Below are 15,069 nucleotides of genomic sequence, written 5' to 3' on the forward strand. Positions count from 1 at the left end.
TCCGCCGTGTCCGCGAATCGAATCCGACGCCATGATGACCCAGCCGGTTTGTGCGCCGCGACCACATTTACGGCTGCCGTGACCAACCCGTGAGGTCGGTGGCCGGTCAGACCGTGCCAGGTCACGGGCAAAAGCGGACTACTCGGCTCCGAAGAGTTCCAGCAGGTCGGCCTTGCCGAACATGCGGGCGGTGTCCACGGCTGAGGGCGTTCCGGCCTCCGGGTTCGCCCCTCCGGCGAGCAGGGCGCGGATGACGGCCTCCTCCCCCTTGAAGACGGCGCCGGCGAGCGGGGTCTGGCCGCGGTCGTTGGCTCGGTCGGCCTCGGCGCCGCGTGCCAGCAGGGCCGTGACGGTGGCGGCCTGCCCGTGGTAGGCGGCCAGCATGACGAGGGTGTCGCCGCGGTCGTTGGTGAGGTTGGCCGGGACTCCGGCGTCGAGGTACGCGGCGAGCGTCTCGGTCTCGCCCTGGCGGGCGAGGTCGAAGATCTTGGTGGCCAGCTCGATGACGTCCTCGTCGGGAGCGTCCGGAGAGCCGCCCCGGGTGGGCTCGTGCTCGCTCATCTGTCGTACCGCCTTTCACTCGCTGGTGACGCTGAAGGGTCTCCCCGGGCCGGACGGCAGGGGGCCGTACGGCCAGGCCCCTGCGTCCGTACGGGTGAATCGCCAGAGTAGCGCCCCGACCTGCACATACGGGGCTCAGCCGAGGCAAGCATCCCCGGTGGCGGCGGTTGGCGGCGTTGTCCCGCTCCGGACCGGACGCGCCAGTCGGACTGCGCCGCCCAAGTGAAAAAGGGCCTGATTCACCCGTATGCACCTTTTATCGCATTGATACTTCCTGTGAGCCTGGAACAACTGATGGTGACTGTCCCCACTCACCAGGAGAACTCTCATGATCCTGTCCATTTCAGGTGTCGTCCTGCTCGGCATCATCGCCTTCCTCTTCTTCAAGAAGGACGGGATGAAGCTGTCGCACGCCTTCGTGTGCGCGCTGTTCGGCTTCTTCCTCGCCGGATCGGCCATCGCCCCGAGCATCACGGCGAGCACGGCGAGCCTCGCGAGCCTGCTCGGCGGGATCAAGCTCTAGGCGGGTCTGGATAGGTCCGGGCGACGTCGCGGGCCGATGACTGTCGTCCCGCCGCACCCCGCTCGTCACACGCGGCGCTGCTGCCCTCTTCTCACGGGGCACGCCCGGACTCCGCCCTCGGCCCGCTCGTCCAACCCACCGGACTCACCCGGACCGGCCGAGTCCCCCGACCGCACCGTCCCGCCACACCACAACTCCAGGAGACGCCCGTGGCCCGGCGCCCACTCCCCCGCATCCTCAGCAGCGGCACCTCGGCGCTGACCCGGGGCCGCGACCTCGCTCGGACGGCCGCCGACAGCGCCACGGACGTCCTCCATCCGCTGCTCACCATCGGGCGCGGCCTACGCGTCCTGGCTTCGGCCGGGCGGCGCAAGTGGGCCGCGACCCCCAAGGACAAGCGTGGTCCCGCGCTGTTCCTGGGAGTCGCCTGCGTCCTCGTGGTCGCGCTCGCCCCGTACGGCCCGCTCCTCGCCCTGATCACCCTCATGGCGGCGGCGGCCTGGCAGGGGCGCGACCGGACCCCGGTGAAGACCGGGCCCAGCGACACCGAGACCGAACGACTCGGCTCGCTCTACGAGGCACTCGTCCCCTACTTCTCCATCCCGGAGGACCCGAACCCGCTCTACGCCCACGGCGGGGACTGGGACAAGGCGTTCAGCGACTACGCCTTCGACGCGGGGGGCCGCATCACCCGACTCCGGATCCGCTACCCCGCCTACTTCACCGACGGCGAGGCCGCCTCCCGGGCCCGGATCGAAGCCCTGCTGCACGCCAAGTCCGGGCGGGGCCGGGAGTACCTCTTCGACTGGGACGAGGAGGGCAACCAGCTCGACCTGACGGTGCTCGCGGCACTGCCGACGGACATCGCCGCCCAGCCGTTCGTGACCTCGCCCGGTGAGACCGTGCTCGGCTTCACCGATGCGGGCGGCGTGCAGCGGACCCTGCCCGTCCTGCAGGACGGCGAGTCGCGCGACGTGCCTCCGGTGATCTGGCGCACCGGACCCCGCTCGACCGAGCCCCACCTGCTGGCCGTCGGCCAGCCCGGCAGCGGCGCCTCCACCCTGCTGCGCTCGATCGCCCTCCAGGCCCTGCACCACGGGGGCGACGTACTGATCGTCGAGGGCGGCGGCAGCGGGGAGTTCTCCTGCCTGTCCGGCCGTACGGGCGTGCTGGCCGTGGAGTCGGGGCCGGCCGGGGCGCTGGCCACCCTGGAATGGGCGGCCAGCGAGACGGAGCGGCGGCTGACCGCCACCCACCGGGCGCGCGAGGCGGACCGCCCCGCGCCCGAGGACACCCGGCGTCCGCTGTGGATCCTGCTGGACCGGCCCAGCGTGCTCGCGCACCTCGCGACGGCGGACGCGAGCCCCGACCCGCTCGCCCAGCTCCAGGTGCCGCTGCGGCACGGGCGGGCCGCGCACATCACGGTCGTGGTGGCCGAGCAGTTCGACCACCTGGCGCTGCTGAACGACGCCGTCTGGCAGCACGCCCGGGCCCGGGTCGTGCTCGGTGCCGCCGGAGTCCAGCAGATCACCGACGTGCTGGGGCTGCCGCCGCACACCACCCCGACGGCGCTGGTGCCGCCCGGGCGCGGGTACGTCCGGCTCGGTTCGGGCCCCGTGTACCGGTTGCAGGTGCCCTCGACGCCCGACCCGTACGACGACGCCACGTACCCGGCGCACCGCCAGGCGGTGCTGGAACTGCTGCCCGGGCGGCCTGTGCCCTCTCCCGGCGGCAAGGCCCACGTGACGTTGTCGAAGCCGTTGCACCTGGTGCAGCCGTCGGCCCGGGTCCAGGGACCGGCGGTCGAGGCCGAGGCGGTTGCGGAGGCCCCGGCCGAGACGCCGCAGGCCCGCGGCCCCTGGCCCGTGGGCCCCTGAACCGGCGGGCCCGCGCACGTTGCTGGCCCATGCGGCCCGCTGGCCGCCCGTACGCCCCGGGTCCCGAGCCGGACGGTCGCTCGGGGACCACGTCCGCGCGGCCCGCCGCCGTACCTCGCCGCCGCTGTCGAAGGCGGCCTGGAGTGCCCGGTCAACGGGCACCCTCCGCCCGTACGGTGAACGGCACCGGAGCTCGCGGGCTCGACCGGCAGGGTTCGAGGGGACGCCTCAGGCGACGAAGGTGCGCGGGGGCTCCGCCCCGCTGCCGCCCGCGCCCGTCGCGACCAGCCGGGCAGCGGCAGCGAGGCGAGCCGCGGCCTCCTCGGCGACCGGCCCTCCGACGGTGAACGGCAGCCGCACGTACCCCTCGAAGGCCCCGTCCACGCCGAACCGCGGACCCGAGGGGACCCGTACGCCGACCCGCTCCCCCACCTCGGCCAGCCGGGAGCCGGACAGCCCGCCCGCGCGGGCCCACAGGGTCAGGCCGCCCAGTGGCACCTCGAACTCCCAGTCCGGCAGCTCCCGGCGGATCGCGGCCACCAGGGCGTCCCGGTTCTCCCGGGCCTGGTCGCGGCGGATCTCCACCGCCTGGGCCCAACCTCCGGTCCGCATCAGCCAGTTCACCGCCAGTTGTTCGAGGACCGGCGTGCCGAGGTCGGCGTACGCGCGCGCCGCGACCAGGCTCCGGATGACGTCGGGGGCAGCCCGGACCCAGCCGATCCGCATGCCGGCCCAGAACGCCTTGCTGGCGGAACCGACGGTGATCACGGTGGAGCCGGCCGGGTCGAACGAGCAGACCGGGCGGGGCATCTCCAGCGCCGGGTCCAGCTGGAGCTCGGCCATGGTCTCGTCGACGACGAGTACGGTGCCGGCCGAGCGGGCCGCCTCCACCATCGCGCGGCGCTGCTCGGCGGAGGCCAGGGCGCCGGTCGGGTTGTGGAAGTCGGCGACGACGTACGCGAGGCGGGGGGCGGCGTCGCGCAGCACCTGCCGCCAGACGGTCATGTCCCAGCCGGCCAGGCCGTCGGCCATGGCGACGGGGACGAGCCGGACGCCGGCGGCCCGCATGAGCTGGAGGATGTTGGCGTAGGAGGGGGATTCGACGGCGATCCGCTCCCCGCGGCCGGCGAAGAGGCTGCAGATGGCGTCCATGGCGCCCATCGCGCCGGTGGTGACCATGATCTGCTCCGGCATGGTGGGGATGCCGCGCTCGGTGTAGCGGTCCGCAAGCATGCGCCGCAGGGCGGGCAGTCCCGCCGGGTAGTCGCCGTGGGTGTGCGCGTACGGCGGGAGCTCCTCCAGCGCGCCCTGTACGGCCTTGGTGAGCCAGGGCTCGGGGGCCGGGAGGGCGGCGCAACCGAGGTCAATCATCGAGCCGAGGGACTCGGGCGGCAGCGGTTCCAGGCCGCGGGCCGGCAGCGGGTTCCCGGCGGGGACGGAGGTCCAGCTTCCAGCGCCGCGGCGGGATTCCAGGAAACCCTCCCCACGCAGGGCTTCGTACGCGGCGGCAACGGTGGTGCGGGAGAGGGAGAGGGCGACGGCCAGCTCGCGCTCGGCGGGCAGCCGGGCGGCGACGGGGACGCGCCCTTCGAGGACGAGGAGCCGGATCCCGTCGGCGAGGGTCCGGTACGCGGGCAGCTTGCGGCCACCGGCCACGCCGGGCCGCTCCTGCTGGGAGGTGATGAGACGGGCGAGCTGTGCGGCACCCACCGCCGAAGTCCACTCTGCCATGCTGTCCGGTCCACCTTCATCGAATTGGCCCCGCTCGACCCTGAGCGTGACCTCTATTGGATTGATTCAGCAGCCTCAGGGTGCCACGGGGCGGCCATCCGGACCAGGCCGGGGGCGGGTGGCCCCGAGGCCGGGTGGCCGGGTGGCGACGCCGGCGGCTCCCCACCGCCCATGCGTGCAGGCGCCCGGGCGCCGCGCGGGGAGTCCGGCCGACCGAGACCGCGGGGCCGTTCACCGTGGTGTCAGGCCGATGCTCCCGGGCCGGCGGGGAGAGCGTGCATACTGCGGCGGGTGACGCACGTACGCCTTCGCCATCCGTATCTGGACCACCCGGCCCCCATCCCCTTCGCGCATCGGGGAGGTGCCGCGGACGGGCTGGAGAACACCGTCGCGGCCTTCCGTCGCGCGGCCGACGCGGGGTACCGGTACTTCGAGACGGATGTGCACACCACCGCCGACGGCAAGCTCGTCGCCTTCCACGACTCCACGCTCGACCGGGTCACCGACGGGCGGGGCCGGATCGCCGAGCTGCCCTGGAGCAGGGTCCGCGAGGCCCGGGTGGGGGGCAGCGAGCCGCTCCCGCTGTTCGAGGACCTCCTCGACGAGTTCCCGGACGCCCGATGGAACATCGACATCAAGGCCGAGTCGGCGCTGCACCCACTGGTCAATCTGATCGCGCGGGCGGGCCTGTGGGACCGGGTGTGCGTGGGGTCGTTCTCGGAGAGCCGGGTGGCCCGGGCCCAGAAGATCGCCGGGCCGCGGCTGGCGACCTCGTACGGGGTGCGCGGGGTGCTCGGCCTGCGGCTGCGCTCGTACGCGATCCCGGCGGCGCTGCGGGTCGGGGCGGTGGCGGCGCAGGTTCCGGAGACCCAGGCAGGCATCCGCGTGGTCGACCGGCGCTTCGTACGCACCGCGCACGAGCGGGGACTCCAGGTGCACGTGTGGACCGTGAACGAACCGGAACGCATGGAGACTCTCCTCGACCTGGGGGTCGATGGCATCATGACCGACCGGATCGACATCTTGCGCACGGTGCTGGACCGGCGCGGGGCCTGGGCCTGACCGCCCGTACGGCCGCCGCGCCCGGTGGAGCGGCCGCAGCGGTACGGGGACCAGCGAGGGGGCACGCATGAGTGCGCAGACCACAGAGGAAGCGGAACCGGGGGCGGAGGACGGCAGAGCGACCGCCGCGGCCCGCAAGCGCGAGCAGCACGGCTGGTACTTCTACGACTTCGCCTGCTCGGTGTATTCGAGCAGCGTGCTCACCGTGTTCCTCGGGCCGTACCTGACCGCGGTGGCGAAGGCCGCCGGGGACGCCGAGGGGTACGTGCACCCGCTGGGCATCCCGGTCCGGGCCGGGTCCTTCTTCGCCTACGCCGTCTCCGCCTCGGTGATCGTGGCCGTCCTGGTCATGCCGCTGGTGGGCGCCCTCGCGGACCGCACGGGTCGCAAGAAGCCGCTGCTCGCGGCGGCGGCGTACACGGGTGCGACGGCGACGACCGGAATGTTCTTCCTGGGCGGCGACCGCTATCTGCTGGGCGGGCTGCTGCTGATCGTCGCGAACGCCTCGCTCTCGGTCTCCATGGTGCTGTACAACGCCTATCTGCCGCAGATCTCCACCCCGGACGAGCGGGACACCGTCTCTTCCCGGGGCTGGGCGTTCGGGTACACCTCGGGGGCGTTCGTCCTCGTGCTGAACCTGGTGCTCTTCCAGGGCCACGACTCCTTCGGCCTCTCCGAGGGTGCGGCGGTCCGGATCTGCCTGGCCTCGGCGGGCCTGTGGTGGGGGGCCTTCGCGATCGTCCCGCTGCGTCGGCTGCGGGACCGGGCGGTGGTCCGGGAGCCCGGTGCGGCGCCGGCCGTCAGCGGCTGGAAGCAGCTCGTGGCGACTTTGAAGGACATGCGGCGCTACCCGCTGACCCTGTCGTTCCTGCTGGCCTACCTGATCTACAACGACGGCGTGCAGACCGTGATCTCCCAGGCCTCGATCTACGGCAAGGAGGAGCTGGAGCTCGAACAGTCCACGCTGATCGTGGCGGTGCTGCTGGTACAGGTCCTGGCCGTGGCGGGAGCCCTGGCCATGGGTCGGCTGGCCGTGACGTACGGCGCGAAGCGGACGATCCTCGGCTCGCTGGCCGCATGGGGACTGACGCTGGGGGCCGGATACTTCCTGCCGGCCCGGACGCCGATGTGGTTCTTCGCACTGGCGTCGATGATCGGATTGGTGCTGGGCGGCAGCCAGGCGCTGTCCCGCTCGCTGTTCTCGCACCTGGTGCCGGCGGGCAAGGAGGCCGAATACTTCTCCGCGTACGAGATGAGCGACCGGGGGCTGAGCTGGGTCGGACCGCTGGTCTTCGGCCTGACGTACCAGGTCACGGGCAGCTACCGGGACGCGATCATCTCGTTGGTGGGGTTCTTCGCACTGGGTTTCGTGCTGTTGGCGCGGGTGCCGGTGCGGCGTGCGGTGGAGGCGGCCGGCAATCCTGTTCCCGAGCGCATCTGACGGGCGCTCGGCCGCGGATTCGGCCCGGATCTTCATACGAATTCCGAACGGATTTCGACGTTGAAGCGAAGGGCCGGTAGTGTACGCCTTTGGCCTGCCAGGCGGACCGTTACTGCGCGCTAAAGAAGTGAAGACGTTGGGTGACATCTGCTGCCAGATGTGACAAAACGGGCATTGGTGGGTACAACAAGGGGCGGCACGACGGGCGACGCACGACCCGGAGCGGGAATCTATACCGCCGACCGGACGTTGACCGGATGACGACGACAGCGACACCTGTCCTGTGGGCGACAAGCCCGGGAGGCACGATTCATGAGTGAGCGAGCTCTCCGCGGTACGCGGCTCGTGGTTACCAGCTACGAGACGGACCGCGGCATCGATCTGGCCCCGCGCCAGGCGGTGGAGTACGCATGCCAGAACGGACATCGATTTGAGATGCCGTTCTCGGTTGAGGCAGAGATTCCGCCGGAGTGGGAGTGCAAGGCGTGCGGCGCCATGGCACTCCTGGTTGACGGGGACGGGCCCGAAGAGAAGAAGGGCAAGCCTGCGCGAACGCACTGGGACATGCTCATGGAGCGGCGCACCCGCGAGGAACTGGAGGAAGTGCTGGCCGAGAGGCTGGCGGTCCTGCGTTCCGGCGCCATGAACATTGCCGTGCATCCGCGGGACAGCCGCAAGTCCGCCTGACAGCCGGACGCAGAGAGAACAAGCCGAGGGCCCCCGCCACGAGATCTCGTGGCGGGGGCCCTCGGCTTGTTCTCTGGTCGTTCTTCTCCGGTCGCTCTCAGGGCGCCAGCGGCGGCCGGTAACCGGTGGTGTCGGGGCCCGGCGACTGCGCCCCGTCCTCGCGGATGACCTCACCCTGGACGATCTTGCCGTCGGGGTAGTGGATACGGGCCTGCTGGAAGGCGCCGCCGAAACTCCCGGCGGACGCCGAAGCCATCCGGCGGTCCAGGGAGGCAGCCACCCGGCGTCCGATCCACGCCCGGACGGGCGGGAGGAGGCAGAGCAGACCCGCCACGTCGGACAGCAGGCCCGGCAGGATCAGCAGCAGGCCGGCCAGCATCGTGAGGGCGTTCCCACTGCCCGGCTGCTGCGGGGCGGGCTGCTGCCCCTGCTGGGCCTGCTGGAAGGTGTCCGTCAGGTTCTTGAAGGCGCGCCGCCCGGCCCGCTTGATGACGACCACGCCGAGCAGGATCCCGCCGACGAGCAACGCGGCGACGGTCAGACCACCGGCCGCGCCGGCGACCAGGCCGAGCAGCCAGATCTCCAGGATCAGCCAGGCGGCGACCGCCAGGGGGAGGAACGTACGGCCGCGCGAGCGCCGCCGGGGGGCCGAGAGGGGAACGCCGGTCGTCATACCCTCCAGTGTGCCTGGGGCGGCGTAAAAGCGGCTTCAGCCGGAGGTACCGGACATCCCCTAGGGGCCACCGGGCGTCAGGCCTTGGTCCCGCCCGTGTCCGACCCCTTGTCCTCGCCCTTGTCCTCGCCCTTGTCCTCGCCCTTGGGCCGCTCCTGGCCGGTCAGCTTGGCCGCGTGCGCCTTGAAACCCCATTGGGTGACCCGCCAGAGGGCCTCCACCACGATGTCCTTGCTCATCTTGCTGTCGCCGAACTCGCGCTCGACGAACGTGATGGGCACCTCGACGACGCGGAAGCCCTCGCGCACGGCCCGGCGGGCCAGGTCGACCTGGAAGCAGTAGCCCGCGGAGGCCACCTCGTCGAGGCCCAGTCCTTCCAGCGTCTCGCGGCGGAAGGCTCGGTAGCCGCCCGTCACGTCGCGGATCGGGACGTCGAGCATCAACCGGGAGTACGTCGAACCGCCGCGCGAGAGGAACTCCCGGCTCTTGGGCCAGTTGACCACCCGGCCACCGGGTACCCAGCGCGAGCCCAGGACGAGGTCGGCCCCGGCCAGCGCGGTGAGCAGTCGGGGCAGCTCCTCCGGCTGGTGGGAGCCGTCGGCGTCCATCTCGACGAGCACGCCGTAGTCGCGCTCCAGGCCCCAGGCGAAGCCCGCCAGGTAGGCGGCGCCCAGGCCCTCCTTGCCCTTGCGGTGGAGGACGTGCACGTGGTCGTCGCCGGCCGCCAGCTCGTCGGCGAGCTTGCCGGTGCCATCGGGGCTGTTGTCATCCGCGACCAGGATGTGCGCCTCGGGCACCGCCGTGCGGACGCGACCGACGATCGGCCCGATGTTCTCCGCCTCGTTGAAGGTCGGAATGATCACCAAGGTCGTGCCGAGCGGTCCGTGGCCCCGCTGTCCGCCGTCGCTCACTGGGTCCGCCTTCGTGTTCTTGTACGTCCTGTCACAGAGGATGACTTTAGAACAGTGGCCGGGGCCCGCGATCCTTCGGGCCGGTCCGGCTCCCGCTGGCTGCGGGTCGCCGTGACCGTTGTCTACTGGACCGCGGGCCCCGACCCCGGGCCACCCTCCCCCGGGTACCGCGGGGGCCCCCACCGGCAAAACCTTCCCTCGCCCCCGGGCACGGGCGCGCCGAGAGGACGGATCCGCCGGGTGCGGGGGTCCGGTGGTGGACCCGGCCGAACCTATCGGGGTCGGGTCGCCCGCATCGAACCGAGGCCGACCGGATCACCCCTGTGGCCGTACGAATACCTCCCGCCCGCCGACCACCGTGGCGAGGCACACCGGCAGGTCGCCACCGGGAGTCAGGTCGGGCAGTCCGGGGGTCCCGGAACGCGGGTCCGTGGACCAGCGGGCGACCCGGTCGTCGGGGGCCTGGACGACCAGTTCGGCGGTCTCCCAGAGCGCGTAGTCGGCCGGGGCGCCGGGCACCAGCACACCCGCCCCGTCGCGGCCGAGGGCCCGCCAGCCGCCCCGGGTGTGGGCCGTGAAGGCCGCCCGTACGGAGATCCGGTGCTCGGGGGTGCGGTGGAAGGCTGCCGCGCGGACGGTGCCCCAGGGATCGAACGGGGTGACGGGGGCGTCGGAGCCGAAGGCGAGCGGCACGCCCGCCTTGAGCAGGGCCGCGAACGGGTTGAGGGTCCGGGCGCGCTCGACGCCGAGCCGGTCGGCGTACATGCCGTCCTCGCCGCCCCAGGCCGCGTCGAAGGCGGGCTGCACGGAGGCGGTGAGGCCGAGGTCCGCGAAGGCGGCGATGGTGGCGGGGGTCATCATCTCGGCGTGCTCGACCCGGTGCCGGGCGGCGCGGACGCGGGCGAGACCGACCCGGTCGGCGGCGGCGCGGACGCCGTCGACGACGGCGGTGAGGGCGGCGTCGCCGATGGCGTGGAAACCGGCCTGGAGGCCCGCCTCGGTACACGCGGCGACGTGTTCGGCGACCTGGGCTGCGTCGAGGTATCCGGTGCCGGTGTGGCCCGCATCGGCGTACGGGGCGTGCAGGCAGGCGGTGTGGGAGCCGAGGGCGCCGTCCACGAAGAGGTCGCCGGCGGCGCCGATGGCGCCGAGCGCCTTGGCCTGCTCCAGGTCGCGGTCCGCCCAGTACCCGAAGACGCGCGGTCCGGGCCTCTCGCGGGCGAGGTTGAGGAGGTCCGCGAAGTCCTCGGCCGAGGAGATGTCGGGGCCGCCGCACTCGTGGACGGAGCCGATGCCGAGGGAAGCGGCCCGGTCGAGGGCGGCCCGCTGGGCCTCGGCGCGCTGGGCGGGGGTGACGGCCGCAAGGGCGGCCCTGCGGACGGCGTGGTGGTCGTCCCGGGTCAGCGGTTCGTCATCGCGGACGGAGACGGACGGGACGAGGTCGAGCAGGGCGGTGGTGACCACGGCGGAGTGCACGTCGATGCGGCTGAGGTAGAGGGGGCGGCCCCCGGTGGCCTCGTCGAGCTCCTCGCGGCGGGGCGCGCGGCGCTCGGGCCAGCGGGCGGCGTCCCAGCCGTGCCCCAGGAGCACCCGGTCGCCGGGCCGGTCGGCGGCGTACGCACGGACGAGGCGGAGGGCGTCGGGGAGGGAGGTGGCAGCGGTGAGGTCCAGGCCGGTGAGGGCCAGCCCGGCCGAGGTGGTGTGCACGTGCGCGTCGGTGAAGGCGGGTGTGACCAGCGCCCCGTCGAGGTCGACGACCTCGTCCACGCCCTGCGCGAAGGCATCGGCTGCGCCTTCGGAGCCGACCCAGGCGATGTGTCCCCGCTCGATCACCATCGCGGTGGCGAACGGGTCGGCGGGGCTGTGGACCTCGCCCCCGCGGAGGAGGACGGTCCGTTCGGATGCGGGGGCCCCGGCGGCGTCGACGGAGCTGGCGGTGCGGTCAGTCATGCGCACCAGTCTCGCGGGTCCGCGGGCCGTCCTCGACCGCGCCCCCACCACCGGGCGCGGCCACCGGGTCACACCCGGGGCGGGCGGGCCTCGTACGGGGTGGACAGGACCACCGTCGTGCGGGTCGAGACGTGAGCCAGGGCGCGCAGGCGGCCCAGGAGGTCTTCCAGTTCGAGCGGGGTCGCGACGCGGACCTTCAGGATGTAGTTCTCGTCGCCGGCGACGCTGTGGCAGGCCTCGATCTCCGGTACGCCGGCCAGCCGCTCGGCGATGTCGTCCGGGGCGCTCGGGTCGAAGGGCTTCACCGAGATGAAGGCCGTCAGGGGCAGGCCCACGGCCTCGGGATCGACCACGGCTGCGTATCCGCGGATCACCCCGCGCTGCTCAAGACGGCGTACTCGCTGATGGACTGCCGACGTGGACAGTCCCGTGGCCTTGCCCAGGTCCGTGTAGCTCATCCGCCCGTCCCGCACGAGCAGATCCACGATCTGGCGGTCCAGCTCCTCCATTGCGCTCATAGCCGCTCAACCTAAGGCCCAAGGGCGCTCCAGGCACAGTGCTGTCCGCTCACAAGTGGCACCTTCGGCGGGCATGTGACCAAGGCCACAAGGGTATGCAGGCGTACGCCTCGATGTTGTGGTTACTCGTGCCGCGCGACGGGAAGTGCTTGGTGTGGCCGAGGCCGTAGAACCTACCCGCCCGGCCCCGCCAAGGGGGAGTACATCCATGCTGAACACCAAGCGCGCCGGTCGCATCGAACCGGAGCCCCTGGAACCCGACGAAACCGAGTACGCCGACGCGGAGTACCTCGAAGACGTCGAGGGTTTCGAGATCCACCACGCGATCTGCCCGGACTGCGGTCAGTCGATCGCCCTCGTCGCGGACGAGGAGTACCTGCCGGAGCACGCGCTCTGCTTGACCCCCTGGAACCCGTTCGGGCTCACGGTGTGCGCGGGCACGGGCCGTCCGGCCTCCGACGCGCTGCCGACCGTGGGCACGGGCCTCGAAGAGCTCGCGGAGTTCGAGGTCGTGCTGCTGGACCTGCCGCAGGGGCTGGACTGGCGGACGCAGCCGTTCTCGCACGTCGGCGGTCCCGGCTCGCGTCCCGTGCGGGTGCCGGCGCCGACACTGCTGCCGCGGATGCGGCAGCACGCGCAGGCCGCCTGACGGTTCGTCGACCGCCGCGCGGACCGACCGGAGTCCGCGGTTTCGACGGACCTAGCAGTACGTTCCCCGCACCACGGTCGCGAGGCTGGAGTGGTGCAGGTTCAGGCCGTCCGGATCAGCCGGGAGCTCGACAACGGGGCCTGGTGGGCGGGGTATTCGTCGAGGGGTACGGGGGCCCGCGGGCATGGCCGACCTCCTGTTGCGGCGCGGTGGCACGGGATGCGGTGGCGCGTTCTGGGCTCGACTCGGCTCGACTCGGACGAATATGACAGCACGTCAGATATCGCCCCCCAGGGCCGTACGCCTGCCATTCCCTGACAGTGCGGCACGTCTGGCCACACCGCGGCCCTGCGCAGGGCGCCATGTACGACACCGCGCGGGCCACGCAGGACCGCGCGGGCGACGACGCCTGGAACGGATACCCGGGGCGCGGGAGCGGTTACTCGGGGTCGGGTCACGCGTTGGCCCTGTATGACCATGCTCGAAACTTCTGCCCCAAGAACGGCCCGGCCGGTCGAGTCGGCGGGATCAGGGGGCGGCGCCGCCTTCCCGGCGGTAGCCGGGGAACCTCGCGAGCCCGACCCGACCGGCGCCGCACCTCGTGGGGCCGCCGGGGACCCGCTCAGAGCGGGAGCAGCCCGGCCGCGGTGGGCAGGAAGCCGCACTGCGCGGAGAAGGCCTCGAATCGAGGTGCGGCTCGCGGTCCACGTGCAGCCGCTGCGCCCCGGATTTCCGCGCCGCCTCGGCGACAGCGCGGACCGGGCGCACCCCGGGTCCGAGCCGGCGCTCGTCGGGTGTGGACGGTGGTGTCCAGGATGAAGGCCTGGTGTGTGCCGGCGCCGCCGTCACCCGCGACGTTGGCGTAGCCGACCAGGCGGCCGTCCCGGCGGGCGGCGATCCAGGCCGTGCTGCGCTCCAGCACCGGCCCGAGCGCGGCCGCCCGGCGCCCGGGCCAGGCCGCAGCGAACAGTCCGTTCAGCTCGGCGTCGGCCAGCGCCGGGCACACCCCCAGGAGAACCGGCTCAGCGTGATTCCGGGCCCGCCAGGTGCCGGGCGATGACCATGCGCTGGATCTGGTTGGTGCCCTCCACGATCTGGAGCACCTTCGCCTCGCGCATCAGCCGCTCCACCGGGAAGTCCGCGGTGTAGCCGTAGCCGCCGAGGACCTGGACCGCGTCCGTCGTGACCGCCATGGCGGCGTCCGTGCAGAACAGCTTCGCCATCGCCGCCTGGCGGGAGAACGGCTTGCCCGCGTCCCGCAGCCGCGCCGCCGCCAGGTAGAGCGCCCGCCCGGCCTCGATCTTGGTGCCCATGTCGGCGAGCATGAAGCGCAGCCCCTGGAAGTCCGCGATCGGGTGCCCGAACTGCTTGCGGTCCAGGGCGTACGCAACGGCCTCGTCCAGAGCGGCCTGCGCGACGCCTATGGCGCAGGCGGCGATGCCCAGGCGTCCGGCGTCCAGGGCGGCCAGCGCGATGGTGAAGCCCTGACCCTCCTCACCGATCCGGCGTGCGTCCGCGACGCGCACCCCGTCGAAGTGCAGCTGGGCGGTGGGCGAGCCCTTCATCCCCATCTTCTTCTCGGGCACGGCGGCCGTCAGGCCCTCCGCGTCGCCCGGCACGAGGAAGGCGGTGATGCCCTTGGGGCCCTCGCCGCCGGTGCGTGCGAGGACGGTGTAGAAGTCGGCGACCCCGCCGTGGGTGATCCAGGCCTTGGTACCGGTGATGATCCAGTCGTCTCCGTCGCGCACGGCCTTGGTGGTCAGCGAGGCGGCATCGGAGCCCGAGGCGGGCTCGGACAGGCAGTACGCGCCGAGCAGGCCGCCGCCGAGCATGGCCGGCAGGTGGGCCTTCTGCTGCTCCTCGGTGCCGTATCCGGCGAGGCCGTGGCAGGACAGCGAGTGCACGCTGACGCCGAGGCCGACGGTCAGGCGGGCCGCGGCGAGCTCCTCCAGGACCTGCAGGTAGACCTCGTACGGCTGCTCACCACCGCCGTGCTCGCCGGCGTACGGAAGTCCGAGCAGGCCGGCTTCGGACAGCAGGGTGAAGATCGCCCGGGGAAACCGCCCGGCGTCTTCCTCTTCGGCGGCCCGGGGGCGGATTTCCCGCTGGGCGATCTCTCGTACGAGCGCGAGGAGATCCCGGGACTCCTCGGTGGGCAGCTGACGGTCCACCGGCTGCGGGGCGCGGTCGTTCATGGCGGCGCTCTCCTCCCTCGTCGGGCACGGCGGCGACGCGTGAGGTGTGGGACGCGCCGCCGGGTCTCGGTGCTCTTACAGCCGATACTGCCCTCCCGGATCACGGAAGGGGCAGTTCAGCGGCTGCGGCGGCTTGAGTATGCCCGATCAGGAGCGTCCCGTCACCGGGGCAAGATCACCGACCGCCTCGAACCCTTCTTCGAGGAGGGGTGGGGGCGGAAACTCCGGGACGAACTCCCCGATCACGGTCAGCGTCGCACGCAGCTGGCGCACGAAAAGGGCCCCGAGCTG

The 15,069-nt window shown here is 72.6% G+C and carries 14 protein-coding genes; 6 read left to right on the forward strand and 8 right to left on the reverse strand.

The genetic code is table 11. From position 1 onward, the window contains the following. Positions 1 to 138: 138 nt before the first annotated feature. On the reverse strand, positions 139 to 561 hold the full coding sequence (locus ABZZ20_RS12965) for an ankyrin repeat domain-containing protein (RefSeq protein WP_356869474.1): 423 nt from the start codon (positions 559 to 561) through the stop codon (positions 139 to 141). A gap of 328 nt (positions 562 to 889) precedes the next feature. Between ABZZ20_RS12965 and ABZZ20_RS12970 the strand changes: the two genes are divergently transcribed. Together ABZZ20_RS12970 and ABZZ20_RS12975 are read left to right on the forward strand one after the other, a co-directional pair. Further along, complete coding sequence (locus ABZZ20_RS12970; protein WP_030162614.1) at positions 890 to 1,084, forward strand: hypothetical protein; 195 nt, start codon at positions 890 to 892, stop codon at positions 1,082 to 1,084. Positions 1,085 to 1,293: 209 nt separating this feature from the next. Next, entirely contained in the window at positions 1,294 to 2,961 is a 1,668-nt protein-coding gene (locus ABZZ20_RS12975; RefSeq protein ID WP_356869475.1) for a hypothetical protein, read from the forward strand. Positions 2,962 to 3,189: 228 nt separating this feature from the next. Here the strand turns inward: ABZZ20_RS12975 and ABZZ20_RS12980 are convergent, their stop codons facing one another. Then, on the reverse strand, positions 3,190 to 4,692 hold the full coding sequence (locus ABZZ20_RS12980) for a PLP-dependent aminotransferase family protein (RefSeq protein ID WP_356869476.1): 1,503 nt from the start codon (positions 4,690 to 4,692) through the stop codon (positions 3,190 to 3,192). Between the two features lie 291 nt (positions 4,693 to 4,983). Between ABZZ20_RS12980 and ABZZ20_RS12985 the strand changes: the two genes are divergently transcribed. From ABZZ20_RS12985 to ABZZ20_RS12995, 3 genes are all read left to right on the forward strand, one after another. Further along, positions 4,984 to 5,754: a glycerophosphodiester phosphodiesterase gene (locus ABZZ20_RS12985; RefSeq protein ID WP_356869477.1), complete on the forward strand. Its 771-nt coding sequence runs from the start codon at positions 4,984 to 4,986 to the stop codon at positions 5,752 to 5,754. 67 nt (positions 5,755 to 5,821) lie between these two features. Then, positions 5,822 to 7,195, forward strand: coding sequence for an MFS transporter (locus tag ABZZ20_RS12990; RefSeq protein WP_356869478.1), 1,374 nt, complete (start codon positions 5,822 to 5,824; stop codon positions 7,193 to 7,195). Between the two features lie 312 nt (positions 7,196 to 7,507). Then, complete coding sequence (locus tag ABZZ20_RS12995) at positions 7,508 to 7,882, forward strand: RNA polymerase-binding protein RbpA (RefSeq protein ID WP_007262928.1); 375 nt, start codon at positions 7,508 to 7,510, stop codon at positions 7,880 to 7,882. A 97-nt stretch (positions 7,883 to 7,979) separates the two neighbouring features. Here the strand turns inward: ABZZ20_RS12995 and fxsA are convergent, their stop codons facing one another. From fxsA to ABZZ20_RS13015, 4 genes are all read right to left on the reverse strand, one after another. Beyond that, positions 7,980 to 8,555, reverse strand: coding sequence for an FxsA family membrane protein (fxsA, locus tag ABZZ20_RS13000; RefSeq protein ID WP_356869479.1), 576 nt, complete (start codon positions 8,553 to 8,555; stop codon positions 7,980 to 7,982). A 77-nt stretch (positions 8,556 to 8,632) separates the two neighbouring features. Further along, a complete protein-coding gene (locus ABZZ20_RS13005; RefSeq protein ID WP_356869480.1) occupies positions 8,633 to 9,466 on the reverse strand; it encodes a polyprenol monophosphomannose synthase in 834 nt (277 codons plus the stop codon). Positions 9,467 to 9,781: 315 nt separating this feature from the next. Beyond that, positions 9,782 to 11,416 (reverse strand): amidohydrolase, encoded by a 1,635-nt coding sequence (locus ABZZ20_RS13010; RefSeq protein WP_356869481.1) that lies wholly within the window; start codon positions 11,414 to 11,416, stop codon positions 9,782 to 9,784. A gap of 68 nt (positions 11,417 to 11,484) precedes the next feature. Beyond that, a complete protein-coding gene (locus ABZZ20_RS13015) occupies positions 11,485 to 11,925 on the reverse strand; it encodes an Lrp/AsnC family transcriptional regulator (RefSeq protein ID WP_030240692.1) in 441 nt (146 codons plus the stop codon). 217 nt (positions 11,926 to 12,142) lie between these two features. Between ABZZ20_RS13015 and ABZZ20_RS13020 the strand changes: the two genes are divergently transcribed. Then, on the forward strand, positions 12,143 to 12,583 hold the full coding sequence (locus tag ABZZ20_RS13020) for a hypothetical protein (RefSeq protein WP_356869482.1): 441 nt from the start codon (positions 12,143 to 12,145) through the stop codon (positions 12,581 to 12,583). 622 nt (positions 12,584 to 13,205) lie between these two features. Here the strand turns inward: ABZZ20_RS13020 and ABZZ20_RS13025 are convergent. Together ABZZ20_RS13025 and ABZZ20_RS13030 are read right to left on the reverse strand one after the other, a co-directional pair. Next, positions 13,206 to 13,589 carry a GNAT family N-acetyltransferase gene (locus ABZZ20_RS13025; RefSeq protein ID WP_356869483.1) on the reverse strand — a complete coding sequence of 128 codons (384 nt, stop codon included), beginning with the start codon at positions 13,587 to 13,589 and terminating at the stop codon, positions 13,206 to 13,208. A gap of 16 nt (positions 13,590 to 13,605) precedes the next feature. After that, on the reverse strand, positions 13,606 to 14,778 hold the full coding sequence (locus ABZZ20_RS13030; RefSeq protein WP_356869484.1) for an acyl-CoA dehydrogenase family protein: 1,173 nt from the start codon (positions 14,776 to 14,778) through the stop codon (positions 13,606 to 13,608). Positions 14,779 to 15,069: the final 291 nt, after the last annotated feature.

It is taken from the genome of Streptomyces sp. NPDC006430 (assembly GCF_040612395.1).
Taxonomy (GTDB): domain Bacteria; phylum Actinomycetota; class Actinomycetes; order Streptomycetales; family Streptomycetaceae; genus Streptomyces.